This is a genomic window from Kitasatospora sp. NPDC056273, from assembly GCF_042268845.1.
In the GTDB taxonomy this organism is placed as follows: Bacteria; Actinomycetota; Actinomycetes; order Streptomycetales; family Streptomycetaceae; genus Kitasatospora.
This window is the reverse complement of the sequence record NZ_JBHJSJ010000058.1, coordinates 12843-38887: the sequence shown is the minus strand read 5'-3', so window position 1 is coordinate 38887 and position 26045 is coordinate 12843. Positions and strand designations below refer to the sequence as shown.

The following is a 26045-nucleotide window of genomic DNA, read 5'->3' as shown; positions in this document are numbered from 1 at the left end:
CACCGCCGAGCCGCTCCCACCGCCGGGCCGAGGCCCCGGAACCCCACCAGGGTTCCGGGGCCTCGGTGCGCGCCGCCGCCGCAGACCCTGGCCGACCAGCGCCGATCGCCCGCGACTAGAGTCCGACCCATGGACGAAGACACCGCGCTCTGGCACCGGATCGCCGACCTCCTTCCCGCCGACGCCGCCCAGGGCGTCAAGGACTGCCGGGCGATCGGCGAGCAGGAGAGCGGGCTCGGTCTGCTGGTCGAGGGCCTGCTCGCCCGCCAGGTCCCGATCGGCGGTACGGACCGGGCGCAGATCTCCGTGCTCACCGAGGAGTGGGGGGAGCGCGAGCGGCTCGCCCCCGGCCTGCTGCGCTGCCCGGGCGACGGCGCGCCCGCCCCGGTACGGCTGCTGGACGGCGAGCGCGACGAGGCCGAGGTGGTGACGGGCTGGAGCGAACCGGAGCTGGCCGACCTGGTCCTCGTCCCGTGGATCGGCTGCACCCGCTGCGGCCGGACCCTGCTGCGCGCCCACACCTGGGAGCCCTGGGACGACTTCTCGTACCACGCCGAGCGCTATGTGATCAGCACGCCGGACGGCCGCCGGGCGGAACGGATCCTCCCGCGGGACGCCGCCGGAGCGGCCTTCGCCGAGCTCCTCCACGGCTGCCCGGAAGCCACGGCCTGACCCCCTCCGACGAACTGCTCCAGGGCTGCCCGGAAGCGCACCGACGCTAACCCTCCTCCGGCAGCTCCACCGCCTGCCAGCGGTACGCCGCGTCCTCCTGCCACACCTGCAACTCGCCCTCCACCACCGCCGCCAGGCACAGCCGCCAGTCGTCGCCGATGGCCAGCGCGACCCGGGTGGCCGGGCGCAGCGTCGGCCGCCACCAGCGCGGCCGGCGGGACGCGCCGCCGGCCGGCAGCCGCAGCCGTACGCCGCCCGCTCCGGCCAGTGCGACGGTCGGGCCGCCGCGGTGGCCCACCATGGCGAGGCCGAGCGAGGGCTCGCCGTCGCCGATCTCCGTTCCCGCCTCCGTTCCCGCCCCGGCTGTCCCCGCCCCCGCGCCCAGCGTGTGCAGCTGGACGGAGCCGTCCGCCCGCAGTACCGCGGCCTGCGGTCCGGCGGAGGTGCGGGCCAGCGCCCCGGCGCGCAGCGGGCCGGCCGGGCCCACCGGGACGGGCGGTCGGGCGGAGCCGGGCCGCCAGCTCAGCAGCCGTTCGCGGTGCTCGACCAGCAGCAGCCAGCTGCCGGGCCGCTCCTCCTCGGCGGCGAGCACCCGGTCGGCCGGGCAGCCGGGGTGCTCCTGGCCGGTGAGGGTGCGGCCGGGCGCCCAGCGGTACGAGCGCAGCGCGCCGCCGACGGCCGCCCACACCGTCATCTCCCCGGCCGAACCGACCGCGCCCGCCAGGCCGTTGACCCCGCGCGCGGCCTCCCACCAGCCCGCGGCCGTACCGACCCACAGGGTGCCGCCGCGGTCCTCGGCGCAGACCACCAGCTCGCCCGGGTGTCCGGCCCAGCCGGCCGTCAACTCCCGTACGGCGGAGAGGCCCTGGCCTGCCGGGAGGGCCCGGCCGGGGCTGCCGGGCCCGGTCAGCGCGGTGCCGTCGGCGCCGCCGGTGACCACCAGCGGGCGCCCGGCCGGGTCGGGCAGCACGGCCAGGCCCGCGGTGCGGGCCACCGGCCGGTGGGCGCGCAGCAGTTCACGGCCCCGGGCGGCCCACGGGCCGAGCGGGGCGGGGCGGCGGTCCGGGTCGCGGGCCAGCGGCTCGCAGGCCCAGCGCGCCAACTCCTCGCCGTAGCCCGCCGCCAGCAGTTCGGCGCGGGCCTGTTCGGCGGCCAGCCGGTGGTCCAGGCGGCCGTGGTCGGGCAGCAGCAGGGTGCGGGCGAGGGTGCCGACCGCGAACAGGTCCTTGGCGGTGGTCGGGAAGCCGCCGACCTGCTCGGCCTCCGGCGGGACGTGCCCGGGGGTGAACACCGCGACGGTCAGGGCGTGGTCCAGCGGGGCGAGGAAGGTCAGGTCGATCAGCTTGACCTGCCCCTGGCCGTCCACCAGGACGTTGGCGGGGGAGATGTCGCGGTGCACCCAGCGCTTGCGGTGCAGCTCGTCGACGATCCGGCAGAGCCGGGCCAGCACCTCGGCCACCGCCGGCGGGCCGCCGCGCTGGCCGCGCGCCCAGGTGTGCAGCGGCACGCCCTCGACCCAGGGCGAGATCTGGTAGCCCAGCAGCGCGCCGCCGGGCGGGGTGCCGGGCCGGTGCGGGGAGGGGCCGAGCAGGAAGCTGGGCACGACCAGGTCGGTGACGCCCAGCCGGTGCGCGTTGTGCGAGACGTCGTCCCAGCGGCCGAGCCAGCGCCGCACCTCGCCCGGGTCGCGCTCCAGCATGATCTTCGCGGCGACCAGTTCCTTGCGCCCGTTGTGCCCGGTGCGGACCGCCCGCCACACCTCGGCCTCGCCGCCCCGGTGGTGGAACTCCAGGAGTTCGTACTGCTCGGGGTCGAACTCCGGCCCGAACCGGAGCCCGGGCACCCAACGCGACTCCGACACTCGACCCCCGACGGTTGACCGCTGTTGACGCGCTGGTTCAGGTACCGCCGGCGCGCTGCTGGCTGTGCTGCCGTTCCGCTCCCGACGAGCTGCTGCTGTGCTGCTGTCGTACGGCTGCCGCGCTGCCCAGGATAGTGCGCTTTCCTGTTCGGCTGTCCGATCGAGGGCCTATTCTGATGGCGCCCGAGCAACATCACGACACGACGTCAACTCATGATCTCCAGAAGCCAGTTGGTCATGGGGTGGATGGTGTCCGAACCCAGGGGGACGGTGTATGGCGCTGTTAGCGGTGCTGCTGGTCGTGGTGGCGCTGGCCGGTGCGGCGGCCGCCGTCGTGCTGGCCCGCCGCCGTCGGGCCCTGGACGCCGCGACGGTGGCGAGGGAACTGGCCGCCGCCGCCGCCCGGCTCGCCGCCGGCCGGGACGCCCAGGCCCGCCGCCGCTACGCCCGGCTGGCCCGCCGACTCGCCGACGCGCCGGGGGAGTTGGGCCCGCAGCGCGGCCTCGCCCTGCTCGGCCAGGCCGAGGCCACCGTCCCCACCGGCGACCAGGAGGCCACCCTCGCCCTGCACCGCGAGGCCTACCTGCTGCTCGCCGACCCGGCCCGGCAACTGCCCCGGTGGAGCCTGCGCCTGCTCGCCGAGGAGCGGCTGCGGGCACCCGACGGCGACCTCGGCCCGCTGTTCGCCCACCTCCAGGCCACCGCCGCCGGCCCCGAGCCCGGCGCGGAGGCCGAGACCGTCGCCCGCACCGTCGACTGGCTCCAGCGCCGCTGCCGCGACGGCGCCCCCGAGCAGCGCGAGGACACCACCGCCCGCGCCCTCGCCGCCCTGCCCGGCCGGGACTGGCCGGTGCTCGCCCGGGCCGCCCTGCTGCGCGCCACCGACCGGGCCGCCGAGGCCGAGGCCCTGCTCGCCGCCGCGGCCCCCTCCGGCAGCGCCGAACTCTGGTTCCGCTGGGGCGCCCAGCTCTACACCCTGCACCGCGACGAACCCGCCGTCGCCGCCTTCGACGAGGCGCTGCGCCGCGGCCCCGGCGAACCCTCCCCGTGGGGGCGCGGCCCGGCCCTGCGCGCCGACGGCCTGCTCTTCCGCGGGCTGGCCCGCCAGCGCCTCGGCGCCACCGAGGCGGCCTGGGCCGACCTCGCGGCCGCCGCCGGCGAGAGCCCGACCGACCCCCGCCCCCGCTACGCCCTCGGCCGGCTCGCCCTGCTGCTCGGCGCCGACGAGCGGGCCCGGGAGCAGTTCGCCGCCGCCCTGACCGTCCGGCCCGGCTTCGCCCCGGCCCGGTTCGGCCTCGCCCTGGTGCACGAGCGCGCCGAACGCCCCGCCGAGGCCGCCGCCGACTACCGGGCCGGCCTCGGCGCGGCCCCCGACTGGCGCCCCGCCCGGGTCCGGCTCGGCGCCGCCCTGCTCGCCGCCGGGCGGGCCGAGGAGGCCGAGCCGCTCCTGCGCGCCGAGGCCGACACCGGGGCCGACACCGGGGCCGCCGCCGGGGCCGAAGCCGGTACCCGGGCCGGCGCCGAACCGGGCACCCGCTGGACCGCCGTCGCCGCCTTCCACCACGGCCTCGCCCTCGCCCGCACCGGCGACCCGGCCGGCGCCCTCGCCCGCTGGGAGGCACTGGACGACGAGGACCTGCGCCCCCGCCGGGCCCTGGCCCGCGACCGGCTCGCCCGCACCCGGCTGGACACCGACCCGACGGCCGCCCGCGAACTCTGGCAGCAGGCCACCGCCGAGCACCCGGACGCCCCCGGCTACCGCGCCGCGCTGCGCGAAGCCGCCCTGCGCGAGGCCGCCCACCTGCTGGTCACCGGCCGCGACCACGCCGAACCGCGCCGCCGCGCCGCCGCCGCGCTCGCCCTCGCCGACACCCTGCCCGGCGCCCTCACCCACCGCCAGGCCCGGCTGCGCGCCGCCCTCGCCCTGGCCGAGGGCACCCCGGAGCCGGTCGCCGCCCTGCTCGACGCCGGCCACGGCCCGCGCGACCGCTACCACCTGGCCGCCGTCGCCCTGCTGGCCGGCCGCCCGGCCCGGACGATCGCCCTGCTCGGCCCGCCCGACCCGGCCGGCGACCCGGCGACCGCCCGGCTGCGCGCCCTGCTCGCCGAACGGGCCGGCAACTGGGCCGCCGCCCTGGACTGGTACCGGCACTTCCTCACCTCCGGCACGGCCGTGGCGGAGCCGGCCGGCGACTGCGCGCTCTGCGACCGCCCCGCCACCGGTACCTGCGGCGGCTGCGGCCGCGAGGCCTGCCCCGACCACCAGCACGCCCCCGAGGCCGCCGCCCCGCCCCGCTGTGTCCGCTGCTCCGCCCCCGCGCTGCGCGCCGTCCTCGACTGCGCCCGCCGGGCCGGCACCCCCGAGCAGGCCGAACCGGTGCTCGCCCGCTGGGCCGTGGCGCTCGGCGACGGCGCCGCGGCCGTGCCCGTCCGGACCGACCTCGCCCTGCTGCGCGCCGAACTCGGCCGCCTGGACGAGGCCCTGGCCGGGGTGCCCGCCGAGGCCGGGGCGGCCCGCGCGGCCGTCCTGGTCCGCCGGGCCGGCGCCGCCCTCGCCGCCGGTCGGCTCGGCCAGGCCGCCGTCGACCTGCGCCAGGCGCTCCAGCCCGTCCCCGGCGACGGGGTGCCGGGGCGCGAGGTGCCGGGCCGTGAGCGGGTGGCCGGCGCGCTCGCCCTGCTCGCCGAGCACGAGGCGCACCAGGCCGTCCTCGACGGCCGCCACCGCGAGGCCTGGGAGGCCTACCGCGAGCTGCTGCTCAGGGACCCGGCCCACCCCCGGGTGCTGCACGCGCTCGGCCTGGCCGGCTACCGGCTCGCCGCGGGTGCCTCCGATGCTGCCGAAACCGCCGATGCCGCCGACACCGCCGACGGTCCCGACGCCCCTGGCGAGGAGGTCTGGGCCTGGACGATCGGCAGCCTCGTCGCCGCCCTGCACCAGCCCGAGCTGTGGGCCGAGTCCGCCCGAACCACCGGCCGCACCGCCGAGCCCCAGCGGCTGGCCGCCGCCCGTACCGGACTGCTCGACCGCCTCCGCGACGACCTGCGCGCCCTGGACCGGGCCGCCGGGCGCAGCGGGGACGAGGTCACCGCCTGGACACTGCGCCTCGGCCTGGAGACCCACTGCGCGGACGCGCTCGCCCAGGAGGACGTCCGGATCACCCTGCCCGGCCGCCCGGCCCGCCGCCTCGCGCTCGGCCCGACCCTCGACCGGCTGCTGCGCGCCGAGCCCGGAGCGGACGGCTGGGCCGAGGCCTTCGAGCAGGCCGTCCGGCCCTGGCGGCAGCGCCCGGCCGGCCCCGACGCGCCCGCTCCCACCCGGGCCCTCGGCCTGTTCGGCGAACTCGGCCCGCAGCGCTACCTGCAGCTCCAGGGCAGGCAGGCCGCCGCCGTCGCCGCCCTGGACGCGGTGCCCGAGCAGCGGCGCGGCGAGGACTGGCAGGAACTGCTCGGCGAGTCCCTGGTCAGCCAGGCCCGCGAGCACCACCGCAACCAGGACTGGCGCGAGGCCCTGGACAGCCTCTCCCGCGCCCGGGCCGTCCCCGGCGCCCGGCTGCCCGCCGACGCCGCCGCGATCGCCGCCGAGTCCGGGGTCCGGGCCGCCCGCGCGCTGCTCAAGAACAGCCTGGACGACCAGGCCGGAGCCGCCGAACTCCTGGAGAAGGCCCTGGCGTTGGCCCCCGACGACCCCGAGGTGCGGGGCGACCTCGGCGCCACCTACGCCCAGTGGGCACGCAAGATCAACAACGAGGACAAGGACTACTCCCGCGCCCTCGGGCTGCTGGAGAAGAGCCTGGAGCTGGCCCCCGGGGACCCGACCGCCCGGCACTTCCTGGAGGCCGCCCTCGGCAACCGGGCCGGCCAGCTCAGCCACCCCGACGCCACCGACGCGGAACTGGAGGAGGCCGCCGGCGCCTGGCGGGCGCTCGTCGAACTCAACCCCGACCCCGACCACCGGATCGGCCTGATCTTCGTCCTGCGCCAGCTCGCCCGCTCGGCCGCCTTCGCCGACGACCACCGGCGCGCCGTCGCCTGGATGGCCGAGGCGCTGCGCGCCGACCCGGAGTGGGAGGGCGGGGTCGAGCACGAGGCCCCGCGCCGGGTCTCGGTGCTGATCGCCAACCACGTGGTGGACGCGATGCAGGACAAGCCGTTCGCGGACCAGGCCGCGATGCTCGAGAAGGCCAGGTCCTACGACGACTCGACCGACATCCGCCGCCTGATGGTCAGCCTCTGGCGCGGCAAGGCCATCAGCCACTACGAGGCCCGCCGCTACCGGGCGGCGATCAAGCTGCTGGAGGAGGCGCTCGAACTGTCCGGCACCCAGGAGGACACCGACCAGCTGTGCCGCGAACTCGGCATCGTCTACGGCTCGTTCGCCGTCCAGCAGGCCAACGCCCGGAAACTGCGCGAGGCCAAGGAGCTGGCCCGCACGGCCGTCGAGTACAGCCCGGACGACCCTGAGCTGCACGCCATGCAGATGCGGATCAGGTCGCTCTACTGACGGCAACCGCACGGCAGTCGGGAGCGTCCTGGACCGTACGCCGCAGACCGTACGCCGCAGGCCGAGCCGTCACCCGAAGCGCCGACCGAACCGCCACCGCCACCGTGAGGAGAGAGACCTCCCGCCATGCCACTGCACGAACCGTCGCCGTACGAGGTCCTGGGCATCCCGCTCACGGCCGGCGTGCGCGAGATCAACCTCGCCGTCGGACCGGCGATGCGGGCCGGCCGGTACACCCGGCAGCAGATCCAGGAGGCCGCCGCGCTGCTGCGCAACCCGGACCGGCGCCTGGAGGCGGACCTCCAGCGGCCCCTCCCGCCGGAACCGGTCGACCAGGCCGCCGAGCTGCTCGCCCCCGCACTCGTCGAGCCGCTCCTGGTGATCGAGCGCCCGCCGCTGCCGCCCGCCGCCCTGCCCGCCCTCCACCGGGCCGAGCTGGCCGCCGACTTCACCGAGCCCGCCCCCGGCGGCGCCGACCCCGAACCGCCCGTCCCCGCCCGCTACGCGGCGGACCTGTCCGTGCTGCCGCAGATCGAGGTCCCCGAATGACCGACGCACCCACCGACGCGCCCGCCGAAGCCCTGGTTGACGGGCACCGGCCGCTGGAGATCCCGCCCGGCGTCGAGGACGTCGACCTGGAGCAGGCGTTCGGCCGACTGCTCTTCCGGGCGTCCCTGCTGGGGAGCAAGCTGACGGAGCAGAAGCAGGAAGCCCGGGCCGAGCAGCGCGAACTGCTGGGCATCCTGGTCGAGGTGGACGACGCGCTCGCCGCCCTCGGCCTGGACCGCGAGCTGGTGGCGCTCGGGCGCGGCGCCGGCCTGGAGGCCACCCGGCGCCGGCTGCTCGGGCAGCTCGCCAAGGCCAGGGTGCGGCCGATGCGGCTGGAGGGCATGACGGCCGACCCGGACCTGACCGAGATCGTGGGCACCGAGGCCCGGTCCGGGGTGGCGCCGGAGACGGTGGTGCGGACGGTGGTGACCGGGTTCTTCTGGGGGGACGAGGTGCTGCGCCGGGCCCAAGTGGTGGTCGCCGCACCGGAGTCGGAGCCGTACCCGGACCCGTACCCGGAGCCGGCGGTCACCGAGCCGGAGACACCCGAGGTCGCCGAGAGCGCCGAGACCGTCGAAGCCTTCGAGGCAACGGAAGCCACCGAGGCCGTCAAGCCCGAGACACCCGAGGCACCCGAGGCGGACGACGCACCCGAAGCCGCCACGCCGGTCACCCGGGCCCAGCCCAAGGCGGCCCCGCCCCGGGCCCGCCGCCGGGCCAAGGCCGTGGCCGAGCAGGCCAGGCAGATGAAGCGCAAGAAGTAGCCAGGACCACGAGGGGCAAGAGGGGAACGACATGTACCGCACACTCGGCATCGACCTGGGCACCACCAACTCCGTGGTCGCCCACCTGCGCCGGGGCGAGCCGGAGATCATCTTCAACCGGCAGAACCAGGAGGCGACGCCCTCCGTGGTCGGTAGCGGCCGCAAGGGCGAGCTGCTGGTGGGTTCCACCGCGCGCAGCCGGATCGCCGTCGACGGCGCCAACGTGATCCGCTCGGTCAAGCGCTTCATGGGCCGCAAGTTCAAGGACCCGCAGGTCCAGGCGGCCCTGAAGGAGGTGGACTACAAGGTCACCGCGGGCACCGACGGCGACGTCAACGTCTGGTTCAACGGCCGCTCGTACACCCCGATCGAGATCTCCGCGATCATCCTGCACCGCCTCAAGGAGGACGCCGAGCAGCGCTTCGGCGAGCCCTTCCACCGCGCCGTCATCACCGTTCCCGCGTACTTCGGCGAGCGGCAGGTCGCGGCCACCCAGGAGGCGGGCCGGATGGCCGGCCTGCACGTGCTGCGGATCATCAACGAGCCGACCGCCGCCGCCCTCGCCTACGGGATCACCTCCGAGGCGGGCGAGGAGGGGAAGACCGTCCTGGTCTACGACCTCGGCGGCGGCACCTTCGACATCTCCATCCTGCTGCTGGTGCCCGGCTCGGTCTCGGTGCTCGGCATCGAGGGCGACAACCTGCTCGGCGGCGACGACTTCGACCGGGGGATCACCACCGCGCTGCTGGAGGACATCCGGGAGGAGTACGGCGCGGAGTACCAACCCGACCTGCGCGACCGTCCGAAGATCGCCGCGACCGCCGAGACCATCAAGATCGAGCTCTCCCACCAGGAGTCCTCCGAGGTCATCCTGCCGGGCCTGGGCGCCGGACAGCTGGTGCTGGAGACGGAGTTCGAGCGGGCCCGCTTCGAGGAGCTGATCGAGGCCCGGATCGAGCGCACCATCGAGCTGACCCACAAGGCCATCATGCAGGCCAACCTGACCGTCGGGGACATCGACGAGGTGGTGCTGGTCGGCGGCTCGACCGCGATCCCGCTGGTCGCCCGCCGGCTCGGCGAGGTCTTCGGCCCCCGCCGGATCCGGCGCGGCGTCAACCCGATGCAGTGCGTGGCGCTCGGCGCGGCCGTGCAGTCCGCGCTGGTCGGCGAGGTGGAGTGCCCCGAGTGCCGGGCCCCCGGCGACCTGTCCGCCTCCAACTGCGCCAACTGCGCCGCCGGCCTGCTCGGCGGCGACCGGGTCTCCTGCCCGACCTGCCACCTCCCGGTCGACGCCGGGGCGGCCTCCTGCCCCAAGTGCGAGCAGGCGCTGGACGGTTCGGGCGGCGGCGGGACGGTCCCGCGGCAGGCCACCCGGGCCACCGCCGTGGTGCACGGCGGCAACTGCCCGCGCTGCGGCACCCCGGCCGCCCCCGGCGTCACCGCCTGCGAGCTGTGCGGCGAGCCGCTCAACTCGGCCGCCCCGGGCCACACCAGGGTGGCCACCACCGCCGCCGAGGACGTCGGCCTGCGCTGCGCCTCCTGCGGCCTGGTGAACCCGCCGGGCTGTGAGGTCTGCCCGGGCTGCGGCGAACTGGCGCAGGTCACCAACCCGTTCGACATCACCCCGAAGAACCTCGGCATCGAGCTGAACGACGGCCGCCTCGCCGTCATCATCCCCAAGAACACCAGCTACCCGACGAGTTCGCCGGTCAGCCGGGAGTTCGTGGTCTCCGGCAGCGGCCGGCAGCGGCTGGAGGTCGCGGTCTACGAGGGCGAGCACGAGATCGCCCAGCAGAACGAGCTGATCGGCCACCTCACCCTGCGGCTGCCCGAGGGCCTGGGCGGCCGCACCCCGGTGGAGGTCGCCTTCGGCCTCGACCGGGACCGCACCATCACGCTGTCGGTGCGGATCCAGGGCGGCGCCGAGAAGACCGTCAAGCTGGAGCGGGTCACCCTCGACCCGGAGCTGAAGGTGCAGGTCGAGGAGCAGCAGCGGCAGATCGAGTCCTTCACCGACCGCTGGGGCGGCGAGTTGACCGAGGCCGAGATGCGCGAGGCGCAGCGGCTGATGGACACCCTGGACGACCTGGCGGCCGGGCAGACCCGCGGCCAGTCGGTGGACGCGGCGCTGGAGCGGGCCCAGCAGCAGCTCAAGGCCCAGCGCTGGGTGCGCGGCTCGGAGGCGTACCTGAGCCTGTTCATCCACTACTGCGAGAAGCTCCTCGACCCGAGCGACCTGGACCGGCTGCGGTCGGTGGCCGCCGAGCTGCGGCTGCGCCGGGAGGCCGCCGACTGGGACGGCGCGGTGCGCTCGGCCCGCAAGGCGGACGAGCTGTGCGACTCGCTCGGGCACACCATGCGGATGCTGACCATGTGCAACATCTACGTGACCCAGAGCATGGTCTCGCCCGCCCTGGCCCAGCTGATCATGGCCGAGCTGCGCGGGCTGGACGAGGCCGTGGAGGCGCCCAACATGGCGGACGTGAACACCCACATGTCGAACCTGCTGGCCCTGTACGCGCAGGCGCAGCGGGAGCTGGGCAGCGAGCCGGCCCAGGAGTCGCTCGGCCCGGTCCGGCCGGAGGAGGCGGGGCCGCGATGAGCGCCGTGGACGCCGTGGACGCCGTGGACGCCGTGTCCGTCCCGGGCGCCGGGGGCGCTGTCGCGGCCCTTGGGGCCCCGCCGGTGCCGTGCCCGCTGTGCAGGGTTCCGGCGGACCCGGTGACCCTGCGCTGCCCGTCCTGCCGGGAGGACCTGTCCGTGCTGTTCCGGCTGCGTTACGCCGGACGGATCGACTACAACCGCGCACTGGAGGCCCTGGCGGCCGGGGAGGGGCCGCTCGCCCTCGGGCTGCTGCACCGCGCGGTGGCGGCCGAGCCGGGCCTTCGTCCGGCCCGGGACCTGCTGGAATCGCTCGGTGGCGCCGGCCCCGAGGGCGGGGAGCCGGTGGGTCGGGAGGGCGACACGCCCTAGACGGGCGAATCCGGCGTGCGGAGGAGCGCATCCCTTGTGATCGTGGGCGAGGTGTGATCGTCACACTTCGACCCGCTCTGCTCACAAGGAGTGACGCAATGCGTATGCGTACCACCTTCGCCGCCACCGCCCTCGCCGCGGTGACGGTCCTCGCCGGGGCCGGCACCGCGTCCGCCGGCGACGCCACCGCCAACGGGGCCGCCATCGGTTCGCCCGGCATCCTGTCCGGCAACGTGATCCAGGTCCCGATCAACCTGGAGGCCAACGTCTGCGGGAACTCGATCGACATCATCGGGCTCCTCAACCCGGCGTTCGGCAACACCTGCATCAACAAGTGACCCCGCGCGCTGGGGCCGTCCGTCGACCGTGACGGGCGGCCCCAGCGCCGTGTCCGTACCCCCGTTCGGGGGTGGCGGCGCGGGGCCGGCGCCCGCGACCATGGACCCCGTCCCGCACCGCCGTCCCCAGGGAGCCCGCCCGTGCCGACCACGCCGACCCCCCGCAGCTACGCCTCCGGCGCCTCGGACGTCCCGCTGCTCGGCGACACCATCGGGGAGAACCTCGACCGCGCGGTGCGCGCCTTCCCCGGGCGCGACGCCCTGGTCGACCGGGCCACCGCCCGCCGTTGGACGTACGCCGAACTCGCCGCCGACGTCGACGCCCTGGCGCTCGGCCTGCTGGAACTCGGGATCGCCAAGGGCGACCGGGTCGGCATCTGGGCCCCCAACTGCGCCGAGTGGACGCTCACCCAGTACGCCACCGCCAAGCTCGGCGCGATCCTGGTCACGGTCAACCCGGCCTACCGCGCCCACGAGTTGGAGTACGTGCTGAACCAGGCCGGCATCCGGCTGCTGGTCGCCGCCGAGCGCTTCAAGACCTCCGACTACGCCGGGATGATCTCTGAAGTGCGGCCCCGCTGTCCGGAGTTGGAGCACGTCCTGCTGCTCGGCGGCCCCGACTGGGACGCCGTGACCGCCGCCGGACGGCGCGCCGACCCGGCCCGACTCGCCGAACGGCAGGGCGAGTTGGCCCCCGACGACCCGATCAACATCCAGTACACCTCCGGGACGACCGGCTTCCCCAAGGGCGCGACGCTCTCCCACCACAACATCCTCAACAACGGGTACTTCGTCGGGGAGTTGCTCGCCTACACCGAGCAGGACCGGATCTGCGTCCCGGTGCCGTTCTACCACTGCTTCGGCATGGTGATGGGCAATCTCGCCGCCACCTCGCACGGCGCCTGCATGGTCATCCCCGCCCCCTCCTTCGAGCCCGGCGCCACCCTGGCCGCCGTCGCCGCCGAGCGCTGCACCTCGCTGTACGGCGTGCCGACCATGTTCATCGCCGAGCTGGCCGACCCGGACTTCGAGCGCTACGACCTCGGCAGCCTGCGCACCGGCATCATGGCCGGCTCGCCCTGCCCGAGCGAGGTGATGAAGGAGGTCATCGGGCGGATGGGCATGGCGCAGGTCTCCATCTGCTACGGCATGACCGAGACCTCGCCGGTCTCCACCCAGACCCGGGTCGACGACCCGGTCGAGCGGAGGGTCGCCACGGTGGGCCGGGTCGGCCCGCACCTGGAGGTCAAGGTGGTCGACCCGGCCACCGGTCGGACCGTCCCGCGCGGCGAACCCGGCGAGCTCTGCACCCGCGGCTACTCCGTCATGCTCGGCTACTGGGGCGAGCCGGAGCGCACCGCCGAGGCCGTCGACGCCGCCCGCTGGATGCACACCGGGGACCTCGCGGTGATGGACGAGGACGGCTACCTCGCCATCACCGGCCGGATCAAGGACATGGTGATCCGCGGCGGCGAGAACCTCTACCCGCGCGAGATCGAGGAGTTCCTCCACACCCACCCGGACATCCTCGACGTCCAGGTCATCGGCGTCCCCGACGCCAAGTACGGCGAGGAGCTGATGGCCTGGATCCGGATGCGGGAGGGCGCCGAGCCGCTCACCGCCGAGGCGGTCCGCGGGTACTGCGCGGGCCGGCTCGCCCACGTCAAGATCCCGCGCTACGTGCACGTGGTCGAGGAGTTCCCGATGACGGTCACCGGGAAGATCCGCAAGGTCGAGATGCGGGCGCAGGCCCAGCGGATCCTGGGGCTCTGACCGGGGCCCGCCTCCGCCCGGGCGAGTCCGGGGAGCGCGCCGGCCCGCCCGGCGGGAGAGTGTGATCATGCTCGACGTCACAGTGGAACGCCTGATCCCCCTCCCGCCCGCCACGGTCGCCGCCTACGCGATGGACTGGCGCCACGACTCCGAGTGGACCCGGGGCATCCGCAGTGCCACCCTCACCCGGGAAGCCGACACCGGCGGCTTCGGCGCGGGCGCCGAGGTCACCCGGACCGCGCACTTCCTGGGCCGGTCCTTCTCGTACGTGCTGCGCGTGTCGCGCCACGACCCGCCGACGGTGCTCGACATGGTCTCCGTCGCCGGGCCGATGCCCATGCGCGTCACCTACACCTTCGAGCCCACCCGGACCGGCACCTTCGCCCGCATCCGCGTCCGCGGCGGCCGCCGCCTGGCCGGCCCGCTGATGTCCCGCCCGGTGCGGTCCGCCCTCACCGCGGACCTGCGCACCCTGGAGTCCCGCCTCGGCCGCTGACGCCCGCCCCCCTGCCACCCCCCCCGGCGAACGCGGACGGCCGGCGCGGGATGCTGCCCGTCGCCGGCCGTCGAGGTCCGTGTCCCGGTTACCGCGCGCCCCACTCCCGGTCCGTCGGCACGATCTCGCGGCCGAGCGGCATCAGCGAGATCGGGATCATCTTGAGGTTGGCCCACCCGAAGGGGATGCCGATGATCGACAGGAACAGCGGGATGCTGGTGACCAGGTGCCCGATCGCCAGCCACCACCCGGCGAAGACCAGCCAGATCACGTTCCCGACGCACGACGCCGGCCCGGCGTCCGGCCGCTCCACCGCCGTCCGCCCGAACGGCCACAGGATGAAGCCGGCGATCCGGAAGGAGGCGATGCCGAACGGGATGGTAATGACCAGTACACAGCAGATGATTCCGGCGAGCACGTAGGCAAGAGCCATCCAAATGCCGCAGAAAACCAACCAGATGACATTGAGGATGAACTTCACTGCACTCATGATCGGTACCTTCTCACGGCTGATGACGTTGCACTGCAACCGTGCCATGCCCGCTGGTGAGCGTGTCTACGCCCTTAGGGGTCGCGCCTCAGGGATCGGTCCGGGTAGCAGTCCCGGACAGGGACTCCTTCGGGTTCGGCGCCCGCCGAAGGGGGCCGGGTGCGAGGCGGCCCGACGGCTCGGTGGCGCGGGGGAGACCCCCGGGCCACCGAGCCCGCTTCACGGTGTCAGCCGGTAGGCGCGGAGCGTGGTCTGCTCGACGGAGCCGCCGTCGGCATCCCGGGCCACGGCCCTGAGCGAGACGAAGCCGCCCGTCCCGGCCGGCGGGTCGACGGTGACCCGGTAGCCGCTGTCGCCCGGCTGCACCGGGGCGTTGCGCCAGTTGGCGCCGTCGTCGAAGGAGACCTGGACCTCCAGGCTGGCGACGGTCGCGGCGGGCGCGCCGCTCTGCCGCTCCACGGCGGCGAGCAGCGTGTGCTGCTTGCGCGGCGCCTGGTTGTCCGGGTTGACCGGGGCGGTGAAGCGGACCGCGTGGATCGGCAGCGGGGTGCTGCGCGGGGCGCCGCCGGGGCCCGGTGCGACGGCTCCCGAGCGGAAGGTCCAGACCGCCTCGACGGTGCCGGACAGCGCGGCCCACGGTTCGGACCGGGTGGCCTTCGCGGTCAGCCGGTAGGTGGCGTCGCCGGCCGGCACGGCGAAGTCGGCGGACTCCCGTGCGCTGCTGCCGATCCGCTTGCCGTCCCGCTCCAGGTCGATCCGGATGGTGTCGTCCAGCCGCCGCGTCCACGGTGAGCCGATGTGGCCGGGTGAGGCGTCGCTGAACAGCTGCGGCGCCAGCGTGAGGAAGCCGTCGCTGGTGCGGGCCATGGTGGCCGCGCCGCCCTGGCCGGGGGCGAGGCCGGGTCCGATGACGGCGGCGTTCCAGCGCTCGGCACAGGTCTCGCCGGCCGCGCAGCGCAGGGCACCGCTCTGGCTCACCGTGGAGGGGACCATCTCGCCGCCGGGCCCGGCGTTCTGGCCGAAGGTCGTCTCGCGGCGCTGGTCCTTGACGGTGAAGTACTCGGTGCGGACGGCCGGCAGCGCGAAGTTCGGCTCCGCGATGCTGAGGCCGCCGACGCCGCCGGCCTCCGCGAAGCTGCTGAAGTCGCCCGCCGTGCCGGGGGCCTGGGCGAAGTAGCGGGTGTTGAGGGTGGCCAGCTCGCCGGGGTCGACGGTGAAGGCCGGGTCCGGGAGCCCGCCGGTGGTGTGCACCAGCAGGTCGTAGCGGTCCGGCAGCCGTCCGTTCTGCTGCTGCGGGCCGTTCTGGACGCTCTGCGCCGTGAAGTCCAGCCGGCCGGCGCCGGGTCGGCCGCCGGGGATGACGTACAGGTTGCCGGGCCGGCCGATGGCCGCGAAGGAGTCGGCGCACCCCTCGTCGCCGCCGGTGCGGTAGCAGTAGGCCGCGGAGAGCGACCAGCCGGTGGTGGCGCGGCCGGGCACCGTGACGGTCAGCTGCCTGCCCTGCCGGGCGTCGACGGCGATCCTGGTGTCGCCGCGCAGCTCCAGCTCGGGCTGGAGGAACAGGGTGGACGTCGGGCTTGCGGTCCCGGCGCCGGGGGTGACCAGCTTGCCGCCGAGGTTGTAGCGGCCCTCGGGTACCCGGGCGGTGGCGGTGCCGCCGGTGAACCGGAGCGGGAAGGACTCCCGGGTGTCCAGGTTGACCAGGCCGATCATCGACTGGGTCATCCAGGTGCCCGGTCCCACCGGAGCGCCGTCGCGGTCGACTGCGGTGACGGTGACGTCGTGCCGGACGGCCTCGCGGGTGAGCGCGTACGGGGTGGTGACGGCGGTGCCGCCGGGGCCGGTCGCGGTCACCCGGCCGGTCAGCGAGGCGCCCGCGGCGATCCGGGCCGGGTCCACGGTCACGGTGGCCGGTGCGCTGGCGCCGGCCGGGACGGTCAGCCGGGCGGGGGCGACGGTGAACCCGCCGGCCGGCCCGGTGGACCGGGCGGCCAGGTCCAGGGTGACAGGCGTGCCGCCGGCGTTGTGGTACGTGACGGTCCGGCTGGTCGGGGCCGCGTCGGACGCGTCGTCCAGGCGGATCCCGGTGCCCTCGGCGGTCGCGTACACCTCCTGGGTGGTGGCCCGGGCGACGTCGACCCGCCCGGCGCCCTGCTCGTACGCGCCGCGCCCGGCCAGCGGGGCGGCGGAGGACACGAGCGTGGCCTTGAGCTGCGGCCCCTTCCAGTCCGGGTGCTGCTGGAGGAGCAGGGCGGCGGCTCCGGCGACGTGCGGGGCCGCCATCGAGGTGCCGGAGATGGCCGTGTACCGGTCGCCGACCGGGTTCTGGCCGTCCGTCCCGGCGGCGCGGGCGGCGACGATGCCGATGCCGGGTGCCGTGAGGTCCGGCTTGACGGCGTGGTCGCCGGTGCGAGGGCCCTGGCTGGAGAGGCCGGCCAGCGAGCCGTCGCGGTCGACGGCACCCACGGTCAGCGCGGCGTCCGCCGAGCCGGGGGTGCCGACGGTGCCGGGCCGGCCGTTGTTGCCGGCCGCGGCGACGAAGAGCGTGCCGTAGCGGGCGGAGAGCGTGTTGACGGCCTGGGCCAGCGGGTCGGTGCCGTCGGTGGCGGCGCCGGTGAAGCTGGTGTTGACGATCGGCGCGCGGGCCGCGGCCCACTCCATGCCCTGGAGCGCCCAGGACTCCTGGCCGTTGCCCTCGTCGTCCAGCACCTTGCCGACCAGCAGCCGGGCCTCGGGGGCGACGCCCCTGAACCGGCCGTCGGAGGCGGAGCCGGTGCCCGCCACGATCGAGGCGACGTGCGTGCCGTGGCCGTCCGCGTCGGAGGCCACTGGGGTGGGGCCTTCGCGGGCCGGGTCGGCGAGGGTGAAGTCGGAGCTCTCGCCGAGGGAGCCGGCCACGTCGGGGTGCCCGCGGTCGATGCCGCTGTCCAGCACCGCGACCTTGACGCCCTTGCCGGTCCAGCCGGACGACCAGGCCTGCGGGGCGCCGATCTGCGCGGTCGACCGGTCGAGCGCGGCGGTCACCTTGCCGTCCAGCCAGACCTTGTCCACCCCGCTCGCGGCGAGCCCGGCGCCGGGCCGGGCGAGCTGCTGCCAGAGCTCGCCCGTGCGGGCCTTCGGGGCGCGCAGGGCCACGCCGTGCACGCTCTCCAGCGTGCGTACGACGGTGGCCCCGGCCGGCGGCGCGGCGGCGGCGAACCCCTTGGCGCCGGGTCGGTCCGAGCCGAGGATCAGCGGCAGCTCGGCGGTGCCCGCGTCGTCGTAGCCCTGGGCGATCAGCCCGGCGACGTCGAACAGCCGCGGGTCCAGCCGCCCGGTGCTCAGCGGCTCGACGGCGTCCGCGGGGAGCAGGGTGAGCGTGCCCGGGGCGCCGGAGCGCTGGGTGAAGGTCACGTCCTCGCGTCCGGGCCCGGGCTGTACGGCGACCAGCGACACCCCGCCGTCGGTGCCGACCAGGGCGGTGACCCGGTCGCCGGTCACCAGGGTCACCCGGACCGGCCGGCCCGCCGCCGGTGCGGAGCCCCCGGCGGGTGCCTCGGCCGGCGACGCCCAGCCGGCCGGGGCGACGGTCGTCCCCGCCAGCACCGCGCCCAGCGCGACGGCCGGCCACCGGCCCACCCGCCTCGGGCCTCTTCTGTGTATGCCTTGCATAGTGTCCTCTCAGTGGGGCGATGCCCTGGATTCGGCGGGCCGCTCGTCGGCCCTGCCACTGGATCGACGGAGCAGGGGGCCGCAGAGGATGTCACGGCCCGTCAGAAAGTTCCCTCGGGTTTTCCCCCTCCGGTGACATCCCGGCAGCGGGTCCGCTCCGTCGGAGAGGGCAGAGACGAACGGAGGGCACGCCCTGTGCGTAGCGCAGACCTGGAGGAGTTCCGCGGCTTCGCCGAGGACCGGTTGCCGCACCTGCGGCGGACCGCGTACCTGATGTGCGGCGACTGGCACCACGCCGAGGACATCACGCAGACCGCACTGACCAAGCTGTACGCGGTGTGGGGAAGGCGGCACCGGATCGCCAACCTGGAGGCCTACGCCCACCGGGTGCTGACCCGGTCCTGCATCGACCACACCCGGCGCCGCTGGCGGCACGAGGACCCGACGCCCGTGCTGCCCGACCGGGCCGGCCAGGGAGCCGACCCCTCGCTGGGCCTCCAGGTCCGGGCCGCGCTGGCCGCGCTGCCGCCGCGTCAGCGGGCCGTGGTGGTCCTGCGGTTCTGGGTCGACCTGGACATCGCGGCCACCGCCAAGGCGCTCGGCTGCACCGCCGGCACGGTCAAGAGCCACACCTTCCGGGCTCTCGCCCGGCTGCGCGAGCTGCTCGGCGAGACCGACCCGTTCGACGAACTGGCCGTCACCCCTACCCCCCTGAAGGAACTGCTGTGACACATGACCACGCCCTCGACGGGCAGGACGAGCTGCGGGCCCTGCTCGCCACCGGACTCGGCACCGAACCGCCACTGCCCGCCGACTCGGTGGACGCGGCAGTGGCCGCCGGACGACGCCGCAGCGGCGTGCGGCTGGCCGTGCGGGCCGGCGCCGGGGTGGCAGCCGCCGCGGCTCTGACCGCCCTGCTGGGGGGCCTGCCGACCGGCGGTGCCGCCCACGACCCGGGCGGCACGGCGGTGGCCGCCGACCCGCTGACCGGCCCGCTGACCCTGGCCGGCGCGGCCGGCGACGCCCCGCAACCGCTGCGACCGGACTCCTTCGGCCCCGGCGGCGGCCGGCCCACCGGCTGGAGCAGTGAGCAGCTGGGCGCCACCCTGGCCGGGCTCCTTCCGGCGGGCGGCGGCACGACGGTGCGCGGCGGTGACATCCCCGGCCGCACCTTCCGGGTCGACTGGGCGTCCCCGGTGGGCCAGGTGGAGCTCGTCGGCGGCGCCGACCGGACCGCCGACGCCCCGAACGTACCGCTCTGCGCCACGATCGCCCTGCCCAAGGTCACGCCGCGCCCCGGCGTGCCCTCGCCGCAGGAGGCGGCCCCGCGCACCAACTGCCAGGTGGCCGAACTCCCGGGCGGCGCCCGGGGCGAGGCGATGACGCTGACCTTCCCGCAGGGCGGCCGCGTCTCCCAGTACGTTCGCGTGCAGCGTGCCGACGGTCGGACGGTGACGCTCCAGCAGTGGGCCGGCGCGTCCGGCGCGGGCCTGGGAACGGACGAGCTGCTGGCGATCGCCGACGACCCCGCCTGGCGCTTCTGACCGGCCGCGGCCCGGGACGCGTCCGCCCCGCCGTGCGCCTGCCCGGCGGGGCGTGACCCGTGCTGTCGGCCCCCGGGGCGGGGCGGTGGGCATCCGAGAAATATTGGTATAGACCTAGTCGGCTAGCTGGCTTAGCCTCCCTGTGGTGACGAGCGGGACCATACGGGGGTATCTGCTGTGCTTGAGGTGCTGGGCATCGAACCGTCGGCGGAGGCGGTGTACCGGCTGATCGTGGAGGAGCCGGGGTTCCGGGTCGTCGACATGGCCGAGCGGTTGGGGTGGAGTGAGGAGCGGGTGCGGGTCGCGTTGAACCGGTTGGCCGAGCTGGACCTGGTGAACCTGGAGGACGGCTGCCGGGACGCGGTGCCGTTCAATCCGGACGTCGGGTTCGGGTTCCTGCTCTCGCGGGCCACCGCTGACCTCAGCCGGCGCCAGCGGCAGATCGAGTCCGCCGAGCAGGCGGTGACCGCGCTGAGCGCCCGGTTCAACGCCAACCGGGCCTCGCGGTACGAGGTCATCCACCGGCTGGAGGGGCTGGACATGGTCCGCAAGCGGCTGGAGGACCTGGCCTCCACCGCCGAGCGCGAGTGCCTGTCGCTGCTGCCCGGCGGCGCCCAACTGCCGGACACCATGGACGCCAGCGAGCCGCTGGACCGGCAGGCGCTGGAGCGCGGGGTGCGGATCAGGAGCGTCTACCAGGAGAGCTTCCGCAACGACCCGGCGACGCTGGAGTACGTCCGCTGGTTCACCCGGCTCGGCGGGCAGGCCTGCACGGTGCCCTTCCTGCCGCTGCTGCTGGTGGTGGTGGACCGGGAGACCGCGCTGGTGCCGATCGACCCGCAGGACGGCCGCGCGGGCGCGCTGGAGGTGCGGACCCCGGGGGTGGTGAGCGCGCTGGCCCTGCTGTTCGAGGAGTTCTGGGCGGCGGGCACGCCGTTCGGCCAGGACCCGCGCCGCAACGAGCACGATCTGACGCCCCAGGAACGGGAGTTGCTGCTCCTGCTGAGCATCGGCTGCACCGACGAGGTGGCCTCCCGGCGGCTCGGGCTGTCGCTGCGCACGGTGCGCCGGATGAGCTCCCAGCTGATGAACCGGCTGGGCGCCCGCAGCCGGTTCGAGGCGGGGGTGCGCGCGGCCAAGGAGGGCTGGCTCTGACCGACGGGCACGGGGCCGGGGCCTGTCCCGCACGACAGGCCCCGACGGCTGGAGGGAGGTCCGGTCAGGCCGCGGTGTCCAGCCGTCGGCGCTGCTCCTCGTCGAGGACGAGGTCCAACGCGCCCAGGCTCTCCTCCAGTTGGGCGACGGAGCTGGCGCCGACCACCGGGACGGTCGGGACGGGGTGGCCGATCAGCCAGGCCAGCACCACCTGGTTGACGGTGGCGCCGGTCTCCTCGGCCACCTCCGCCAGTACGGCCAGCCGGGCCTTCGTCTCCGGCTGCTCGTACTCCGCGCGCAGCGGGCGGTCCGGGCGGCAGTACGAGCCGCCGAGCAGCGGGGAGTAGGCGAGCAGCGCCATCGAGGGCCGCGCCGCGAGGTACGAGAGCAGGGCCTCGTCGGCGTGCTTCTGGACGCCGAAGTCCGCGTCGGGCCTCGGCCGCAGGTAGCTGTGGCGCTGCTGGACGCACCGGTAGCCTGGCCAACCCCGGTCGGCGGCAAGGTCGTTGGCGTCGGCCAGCTGGGCGGCGCTGTGGTTGCTGCACCCGAGGGCGGTGACCTTGCCGTCGGCGACCAGCCCGGCGAAGGCGCCCATGGTCTCCTCGACCGGTGTGGCCGGGTCGGCCACGTGCGCGTAGTACAGGTCCAGCCGGTCGGTGCCGAGGCGGCGCAGGCTGCCCTCCGCCGCCTCCCGCACCGCGCGGGCGGACAGGCCCTCGATGTGCTCGGGGAAGGGCAGTCCGGGCACCGGGCGGGCGCCGAGCTTGGTGGCGAGCACCAGGTCGTCGCGGTTGCCGCGGCGGGCCGTCCAGCGGCCGAGCAGTTCCTCGCTCTCGTAGCCGTTCGCACCGGGCGCCCAGAAGGCGTAGTTGTTCGAGGTGTCGATGAACGTCCCGCCGGCTTCCGTGAACCGGTCGAGGATCGCCGTCGCGGTCTCCTCGTCGACGGTGGTGCCGAAGGTCATCGCGCCGAGACAGAGCACGCTGGCCGACTGGCCGTCAACTCCGATGCTGCGGTACCGCATCAGTCTTCCCTCCAGGGGGATCGGCAGTGGTGTCGCCGGGCGCGGCCGGGGCAGTGCCCCGCCGCGACCTGGTCACCAGAATCATTACCCCGGCGGTGCCCAGTTCGGCCACTGTGCAGACCAGCCGGGAGACGATCGCGGCCGCGCCGGCCGTGGAGACCGGCATCACCGTCGACAGCGACAGCACCAGGACCATCTCCCGGGCGCCCAGGCCGTCCGGGAGGACGATCGTCAGCGTGCCCGCCACGGTGGCGAGCGCGAAGCCCCCGACGCAGGCCGCCAGCGAGCGGCCGGGCGGCCCGCCCAGGGCGACCACGATCAGCCACAGGTGCAGGCCGGCCGAGAACCAGGACAGCAGGGCCAGGGCGAGCGAAACCCGCACCGCGCGGGGCGAGTTGCGCCCGGACGGCGGCGGCCGGCGGAACAGCCGGGCGCCGTGTTCCACCGCCGCGCCGATCAGGCCCGGACGGACCACGAAGCAGAGCAGGACGAGGACCGGCAGGGCCAGCCACCAGGTGTTGCCGCCGAGCACGGCGGGCGCGATGCCGAGCGCGGCGAGGCAGGCGGTCAGCATGGTGATGCCCAGGCTGACCACGTAGGTGGTGACCATCCGTCCGGCCGTGGCCCCGTACTCGGCGCCCAGCTGGATGTGCGCGAGCAGCCCGAAGACCGGGGTCGGGAGGAACTTGCCGAGCAGCCCGCAGAAGAAGATCCGGGCGCTGCCGAACAGCCCGACGGGCGGCCCCAGGTCGTCCAGGACGGCCCGCCAGGACAGCAGGCCGAGCAGCAGCCCGCCGACGTTCGTCAGTACGGACACCGCCAGCAGGGCCAGGGACCAGCCGTCCGCCATCCTGGTCACCAGGCTCCAGGCGTCGTTGCGGGCCACCGCGACCAGGCCCGCGATGCCGGCCACCAGGAGGACGGCGGTCAGCAGCCGCCGCCGGCCCCGCGGCGGGCCGGCTCCCGGACCGACCCCGGACGCGTCCGCTGTAACACCGTCCGTCGCGACGCCGTCCTTCGTGACACCGTCCGTCATGACGCCGGGTGCCGCGGCCGCCGGAAGCCGCGTTCGGTGAGCGCCCGTACCGCGCCCCGGGCGACGCCCGCCACCAGTGCGGTGTGCAGCAGGAAGTGGTAGCCGACGAACACCGGGTAGTACCGCAGCCCCTGGTCGCGCACCACGAACCGGGCCAGCCCCGGGTCCGCCACCGCGAACCAGGCCACGCCCAGCGCCGGGAGGACGGCCGCCTTGGGCGTGAGCAGCAGCAGCGGCAGGCTCCCCCAGGTGGCGGCGGTGGCCAGCACCCCCGGCATCCGGTTCGCCTTGAGCGCCCCGGGGCTGAAGCGGTGGGCGCCGGCGAACGCCACCAGCAGCTGCGAGCGCCGGTACTGCTCGCCGAGCAGCGCGCCCAGCCGCTCCACGTCGTCGTGCCGGCCGGTGATGCGCTCGGTCAGCAGGATCGGGTACTTCGCCGCCAGCCGCTCGCTGTACTCCACGTCCTCCGACTCGCGCAGGGTCTCGTCCAGCGGGCCGATCTCCTCGTACACCTCCCGCCGGATGGCGCACATGGCGAAGAAGACGGTGCGCACCCGGCCGGTGGCCCGCCGGCGCCACCAGTACTCGTGCAGGACGCGGTAGCGCTCGACCGGGCCGTCGTCGAACAGTGCCCGCTTGCCGACCACCCCGTGGACGCAGCCGAGGTCGGGCTGCTCCGCCAGCAGGGCCACGGCGTTCGCGACCGCGTCCGGGTCCAGCGCGATGTCGGAGTCCAGGAAGAACAGGATCTCCCCGGTGCTCTCGGCCGCCCCGCGGTTGCGGGCGACGGACACCCCGCCGTTGCGCTGGGTGATCAGCCGGACGGGGTAGCGCCGGACGATCTCCGGAGAGCGGTCCGAGCTGCCGTCATCGACGACGAGCACCTCGTGCACGGGGTAGGTCTGCGCGAGGGCGGACTCGACGACCGCCGCGATGGTCTTCTCGTAGTTGTAGTTGGGGATGATCACCGACACGGTGGGCCGTGCGCCGGCCGTGGGTGCCTCCGAACCGGTCATGTGTGCGTCCGGATCAGCCATGTGTGCCTCCCGTTGCGGGCCCGGTGATCCAGGCGTCCTGGCGGAGATGGTCGGATGTGCCCTCGGGGCTGCTCAGCGAGTAGCGGTGGGTCCGGGAGCCGTGTGCGGTGAACGCCCAGTCGAAGCGCCACCAGTCGTGCCAGCTGCCGGCGTCCCAGGACATCGGCAGGACCGTGTCGCCCGCGTCCGCCGCGTCCTGGGTGAGGCCGCGCAGCTCGTTGAGGTCGCCCATGCCGGCGTTGGTGTTGAAGTCGCCGGCGATGAACAGGGGGTCGGGGTTGGCCCGGACGTCCCGGACCAGCCCGTCGAACTGCTGCCGGCGCTCCCGCTGCCGGCGGTGCACGTCGGCCGGGAAGTCCTGCGGGGGCATCCCGTAGGCGACCGGTACGAGCATGTGGACGTTGTAGAAGGACATCACCGAGCCGTTGACCGCGAGGTCGGTGCGCAGCACCTTGGCCCCGGCGAAGACGCGCGACCAGTCGCCCTCCCCGCGCGCCCGCAGCTCCTGGTCCGGGCCGACCGGTGGCTGCGCCACCACGGGGAACCGGGAGAGGGTCACCAACTCGCCCCGGGTGACCACCTGGTAGCCCGGGAACTCGCGCTTCAGCCGGGCGGTGTCGTCCACCTCGCGGGCGCCGTCGGCGCCGGCCGCGTCGTCCCAGTGCAGGTACTCCTGGAGCAGGTACACGTCGGCGTTCTGGGCCTTGAGGTAGGCGTAGAACCGGTCCGGGTCCACGTCGGAGCCCCAGTACTCGGTGTTCTGCGCGACGACGTGGATCGCGCCGGGCGGCACCGTCCGGTCGGCCGTCGCCGCGGCCAGCGTCAGTCCCGACTGGTCCAGCCCGACGGCGAGCGAGAGCACGCCCATGACGGCGGGCCAGCGCACCCGGCCGCGGCCGCGGCGCAGCCGGACGGCGAGCGCGGCCAGCAGCACCAGCAGCGGGACGCCGAGCAGGACCGGGGGCGGGGCGGCCCCGGGGACGACCCAGAACCAGGCCCGGCCGGTCAGGGCCTCCTGGAGCGCGCAGAACAGCAGCCACCCGGCGCTCACCGCGGCCAGCAGTCGGACCGGCCAGGTGGCGGCCCGGTCGGCGAGGAACCAGGACCGTCGGGGCCGGGGGAGCGCGAAGCGCCCGGGCTGGGGGGCCGTCACCATGACTGCACCGCCAGCAGGAGTCCGAAGCCGGTCAGCCACAGTCCGCCGACGGCGAGCATGGTCCGGTCCGTGAAGAGGGTCCGGGTCGGTTCGCCGCCGCCCTCGCTGACCAGCAGGATCTGCAGGTAGCGGGCGATCGCGAAGACCGCCAGCGGGGTGGAGAGCAGGATCCGCAGCTGGCGCATGCCGCCGGCCGCGGCGTCGCTCTGCAGGAAGGACACGTAGGCGAGCACGGTCACCGAGGCGGCGAAGGTGACCATGCTGTTCAGGAACGGGACGGAGTAGGCGCGCAGGGCCGGCCGGTGCAGCTCCGAGGGCCCGCCCTGCACCGAGGTCAGCTCGTGCCGGCGCTTGCCGAAGCCGAGCAGGATGCAGACCGAGAAGACGCAGAGCAGGAACCAGGAGGAGATCGGGACGGAGGCCGCCATCGCGCCGGCGCAGACCCGCAGCACGAAGCCGGTGGCGATGACGAAGACGTCGACCACCGAGACGTGCTTGAGGACGAAGCTGTACAGGATGTTGGTGACCGCGTAGACGAGCACGGGGACCGCGGCGGCCCCCGCGGCCGCCGAGCCGGCCAGCAGGGCGAGGTAGAGGACGGCGCCGAGCACGATGGCGACCGGGACCGGGACGGCCCCGGAGGCGATCGGGCGGTGGCGTTTGACCGGGTGGCGGCGGTCCCGCTCCCGGTCGGCGAGGTCGTTGACGACGTAGGTGGCCGAGGACGCGAGGACGAACAGGACCAGGACGGGCAGGGCGTCGGCGACGGCCGGCCACGGCGAGGCGCCGGACGCCAGCAGGGGCAGCACTAGGACGACCGCGTTCTTCGGCCACTGGAACGGTCTGACCAGCCGGAGCAGGCCGCGCACCAGCGAGCCGCGCCGGGGCTCCCCGGGCAGCCCGGACCCGCCGGGCTCCTCGGGCAGGTCGGCGGGCGGGGGGCCGGTGGCCCCGTCGGGCGGATGCACCGGCGGGCCGACGAGGCCCTTGCGGTACTCGCTCGCAGTACTCACTTCCGTTCCCTT

At 75.3% G+C, this 26045-nt stretch carries 20 protein-coding genes; 12 read left to right on the top strand and 8 right to left on the bottom strand.

The annotated features are described in order from the left end of the window. Positions 1-129: 129 nt before the first annotated feature. Positions 130-672 (top strand): hypothetical protein, encoded by a 543-nt coding sequence (locus ACFCY1_RS34485; RefSeq protein WP_375877136.1) that lies wholly within the window; start codon positions 130-132, stop codon positions 670-672. Positions 673-718: 46 nt separating this feature from the next. Here ACFCY1_RS34485 and ACFCY1_RS34480 read toward each other — a convergent pair whose 3' ends face one another. Then, positions 719-2515 (bottom strand): hypothetical protein, encoded by a 1797-nt coding sequence (locus ACFCY1_RS34480; RefSeq protein WP_375877135.1) that lies wholly within the window; start codon positions 2513-2515, stop codon positions 719-721. 292 nt (positions 2516-2807) lie between these two features. Between ACFCY1_RS34480 and ACFCY1_RS34475 the strand changes: the two genes are divergently transcribed. The 8 genes from ACFCY1_RS34475 (at position 2808) to ACFCY1_RS34440 (ending at position 13927) form a co-directional block, all read left to right on the top strand. Next, complete coding sequence (locus ACFCY1_RS34475) at positions 2808-7034, top strand: hypothetical protein (protein ID WP_375877134.1); 4227 nt, start codon at positions 2808-2810, stop codon at positions 7032-7034. A gap of 126 nt (positions 7035-7160) precedes the next feature. Beyond that, on the top strand, positions 7161-7583 hold the full coding sequence (locus tag ACFCY1_RS34470; protein WP_049656716.1) for a hypothetical protein: 423 nt from the start codon (positions 7161-7163) through the stop codon (positions 7581-7583). After that, positions 7580-8347, top strand: coding sequence for a nucleotide exchange factor GrpE (gene grpE, locus ACFCY1_RS34465; RefSeq protein WP_375877133.1), 768 nt, complete (start codon positions 7580-7582; stop codon positions 8345-8347). Before ACFCY1_RS34470 ends, grpE begins: the two co-directional genes overlap by 4 nt. Positions 8348-8378: 31 nt before the next feature. Then, positions 8379-10949 (top strand): Hsp70 family protein, encoded by a 2571-nt coding sequence (locus ACFCY1_RS34460; protein ID WP_117487068.1) that lies wholly within the window; start codon positions 8379-8381, stop codon positions 10947-10949. Beyond that, positions 10946-11320 carry a hypothetical protein gene (locus ACFCY1_RS34455; protein WP_375877132.1) on the top strand — a complete coding sequence of 125 codons (375 nt, stop codon included), beginning with the start codon at positions 10946-10948 and terminating at the stop codon, positions 11318-11320. The genes ACFCY1_RS34460 and ACFCY1_RS34455 overlap by 4 nt, the downstream gene beginning before the upstream one ends. Positions 11321-11418: 98 nt before the next feature. Continuing rightward, positions 11419-11658, top strand: a complete 240-nt coding sequence (locus ACFCY1_RS34450; RefSeq protein ID WP_079272115.1) for a chaplin — start codon at positions 11419-11421, stop codon at positions 11656-11658. Between the two features lie 141 nt (positions 11659-11799). Next, positions 11800-13431: an AMP-binding protein gene (locus ACFCY1_RS34445; protein ID WP_375877131.1), complete on the top strand. Its 1632-nt coding sequence runs from the start codon at positions 11800-11802 to the stop codon at positions 13429-13431. A gap of 64 nt (positions 13432-13495) precedes the next feature. Next, a complete protein-coding gene (locus ACFCY1_RS34440) occupies positions 13496-13927 on the top strand; it encodes an SRPBCC family protein (RefSeq protein WP_375877153.1) in 432 nt (143 codons plus the stop codon). Between the two features lie 88 nt (positions 13928-14015). Here ACFCY1_RS34440 and ACFCY1_RS34435 read toward each other — a convergent pair whose 3' ends face one another. Together ACFCY1_RS34435 and ACFCY1_RS34430 are read right to left on the bottom strand one after the other, a co-directional pair. Continuing rightward, positions 14016-14417 carry a YccF domain-containing protein gene (locus tag ACFCY1_RS34435; protein WP_375877130.1) on the bottom strand — a complete coding sequence of 134 codons (402 nt, stop codon included), beginning with the start codon at positions 14415-14417 and terminating at the stop codon, positions 14016-14018. A gap of 219 nt (positions 14418-14636) precedes the next feature. After that, positions 14637-18035: a S8 family serine peptidase gene (locus ACFCY1_RS34430; protein ID WP_375877129.1), complete on the bottom strand. Its 3399-nt coding sequence runs from the start codon at positions 18033-18035 to the stop codon at positions 14637-14639. Between the two features lie 228 nt (positions 18036-18263). Between ACFCY1_RS34430 and ACFCY1_RS34425 the strand changes: the two genes are divergently transcribed. From ACFCY1_RS34425 to ACFCY1_RS34415, 3 genes are all read left to right on the top strand, one after another. Continuing rightward, on the top strand, positions 18264-18797 hold the full coding sequence (locus ACFCY1_RS34425; protein ID WP_375877128.1) for a SigE family RNA polymerase sigma factor: 534 nt from the start codon (positions 18264-18266) through the stop codon (positions 18795-18797). Continuing rightward, entirely contained in the window at positions 18794-19612 is an 819-nt protein-coding gene (locus ACFCY1_RS34420; RefSeq protein ID WP_074002485.1) for a hypothetical protein, read from the top strand. Before ACFCY1_RS34425 ends, ACFCY1_RS34420 begins: the two co-directional genes overlap by 4 nt. A 177-nt stretch (positions 19613-19789) precedes the next feature. Further along, a complete protein-coding gene (locus ACFCY1_RS34415) occupies positions 19790-20767 on the top strand; it encodes a helix-turn-helix transcriptional regulator (RefSeq protein WP_049656999.1) in 978 nt (325 codons plus the stop codon). A gap of 64 nt (positions 20768-20831) precedes the next feature. On the opposite strand, the gene ACFCY1_RS34410 is transcribed toward ACFCY1_RS34415, so the two are convergent. Genes ACFCY1_RS34410 through ACFCY1_RS34390 form a run of 5 tightly spaced genes read right to left on the bottom strand, consistent with a single transcriptional unit; the run spans position 20832 to position 26033 of the window. Continuing rightward, entirely contained in the window at positions 20832-21791 is a 960-nt protein-coding gene (locus tag ACFCY1_RS34410) for an aldo/keto reductase (RefSeq protein ID WP_375877127.1), read from the bottom strand. After that, positions 21766-22827, bottom strand: a complete 1062-nt coding sequence (locus tag ACFCY1_RS34405; protein WP_375877126.1) for a YbhN family protein — start codon at positions 22825-22827, stop codon at positions 21766-21768. The genes ACFCY1_RS34410 and ACFCY1_RS34405 overlap by 26 nt, the downstream gene beginning before the upstream one ends. After that, positions 22824-23864: a glycosyltransferase family 2 protein gene (locus ACFCY1_RS34400; RefSeq protein ID WP_375877125.1), complete on the bottom strand. Its 1041-nt coding sequence runs from the start codon at positions 23862-23864 to the stop codon at positions 22824-22826. Before ACFCY1_RS34400 ends, ACFCY1_RS34405 begins: the two co-directional genes overlap by 4 nt. Further along, positions 23857-25020: an endonuclease/exonuclease/phosphatase family protein gene (locus tag ACFCY1_RS34395; protein ID WP_375877124.1), complete on the bottom strand. Its 1164-nt coding sequence runs from the start codon at positions 25018-25020 to the stop codon at positions 23857-23859. The genes ACFCY1_RS34400 and ACFCY1_RS34395 overlap by 8 nt, the downstream gene beginning before the upstream one ends. Beyond that, complete coding sequence (locus tag ACFCY1_RS34390; RefSeq protein ID WP_375877123.1) at positions 25014-26033, bottom strand: decaprenyl-phosphate phosphoribosyltransferase; 1020 nt, start codon at positions 26031-26033, stop codon at positions 25014-25016. Before ACFCY1_RS34390 ends, ACFCY1_RS34395 begins: the two co-directional genes overlap by 7 nt. Positions 26034-26045: the final 12 nt, after the last annotated feature.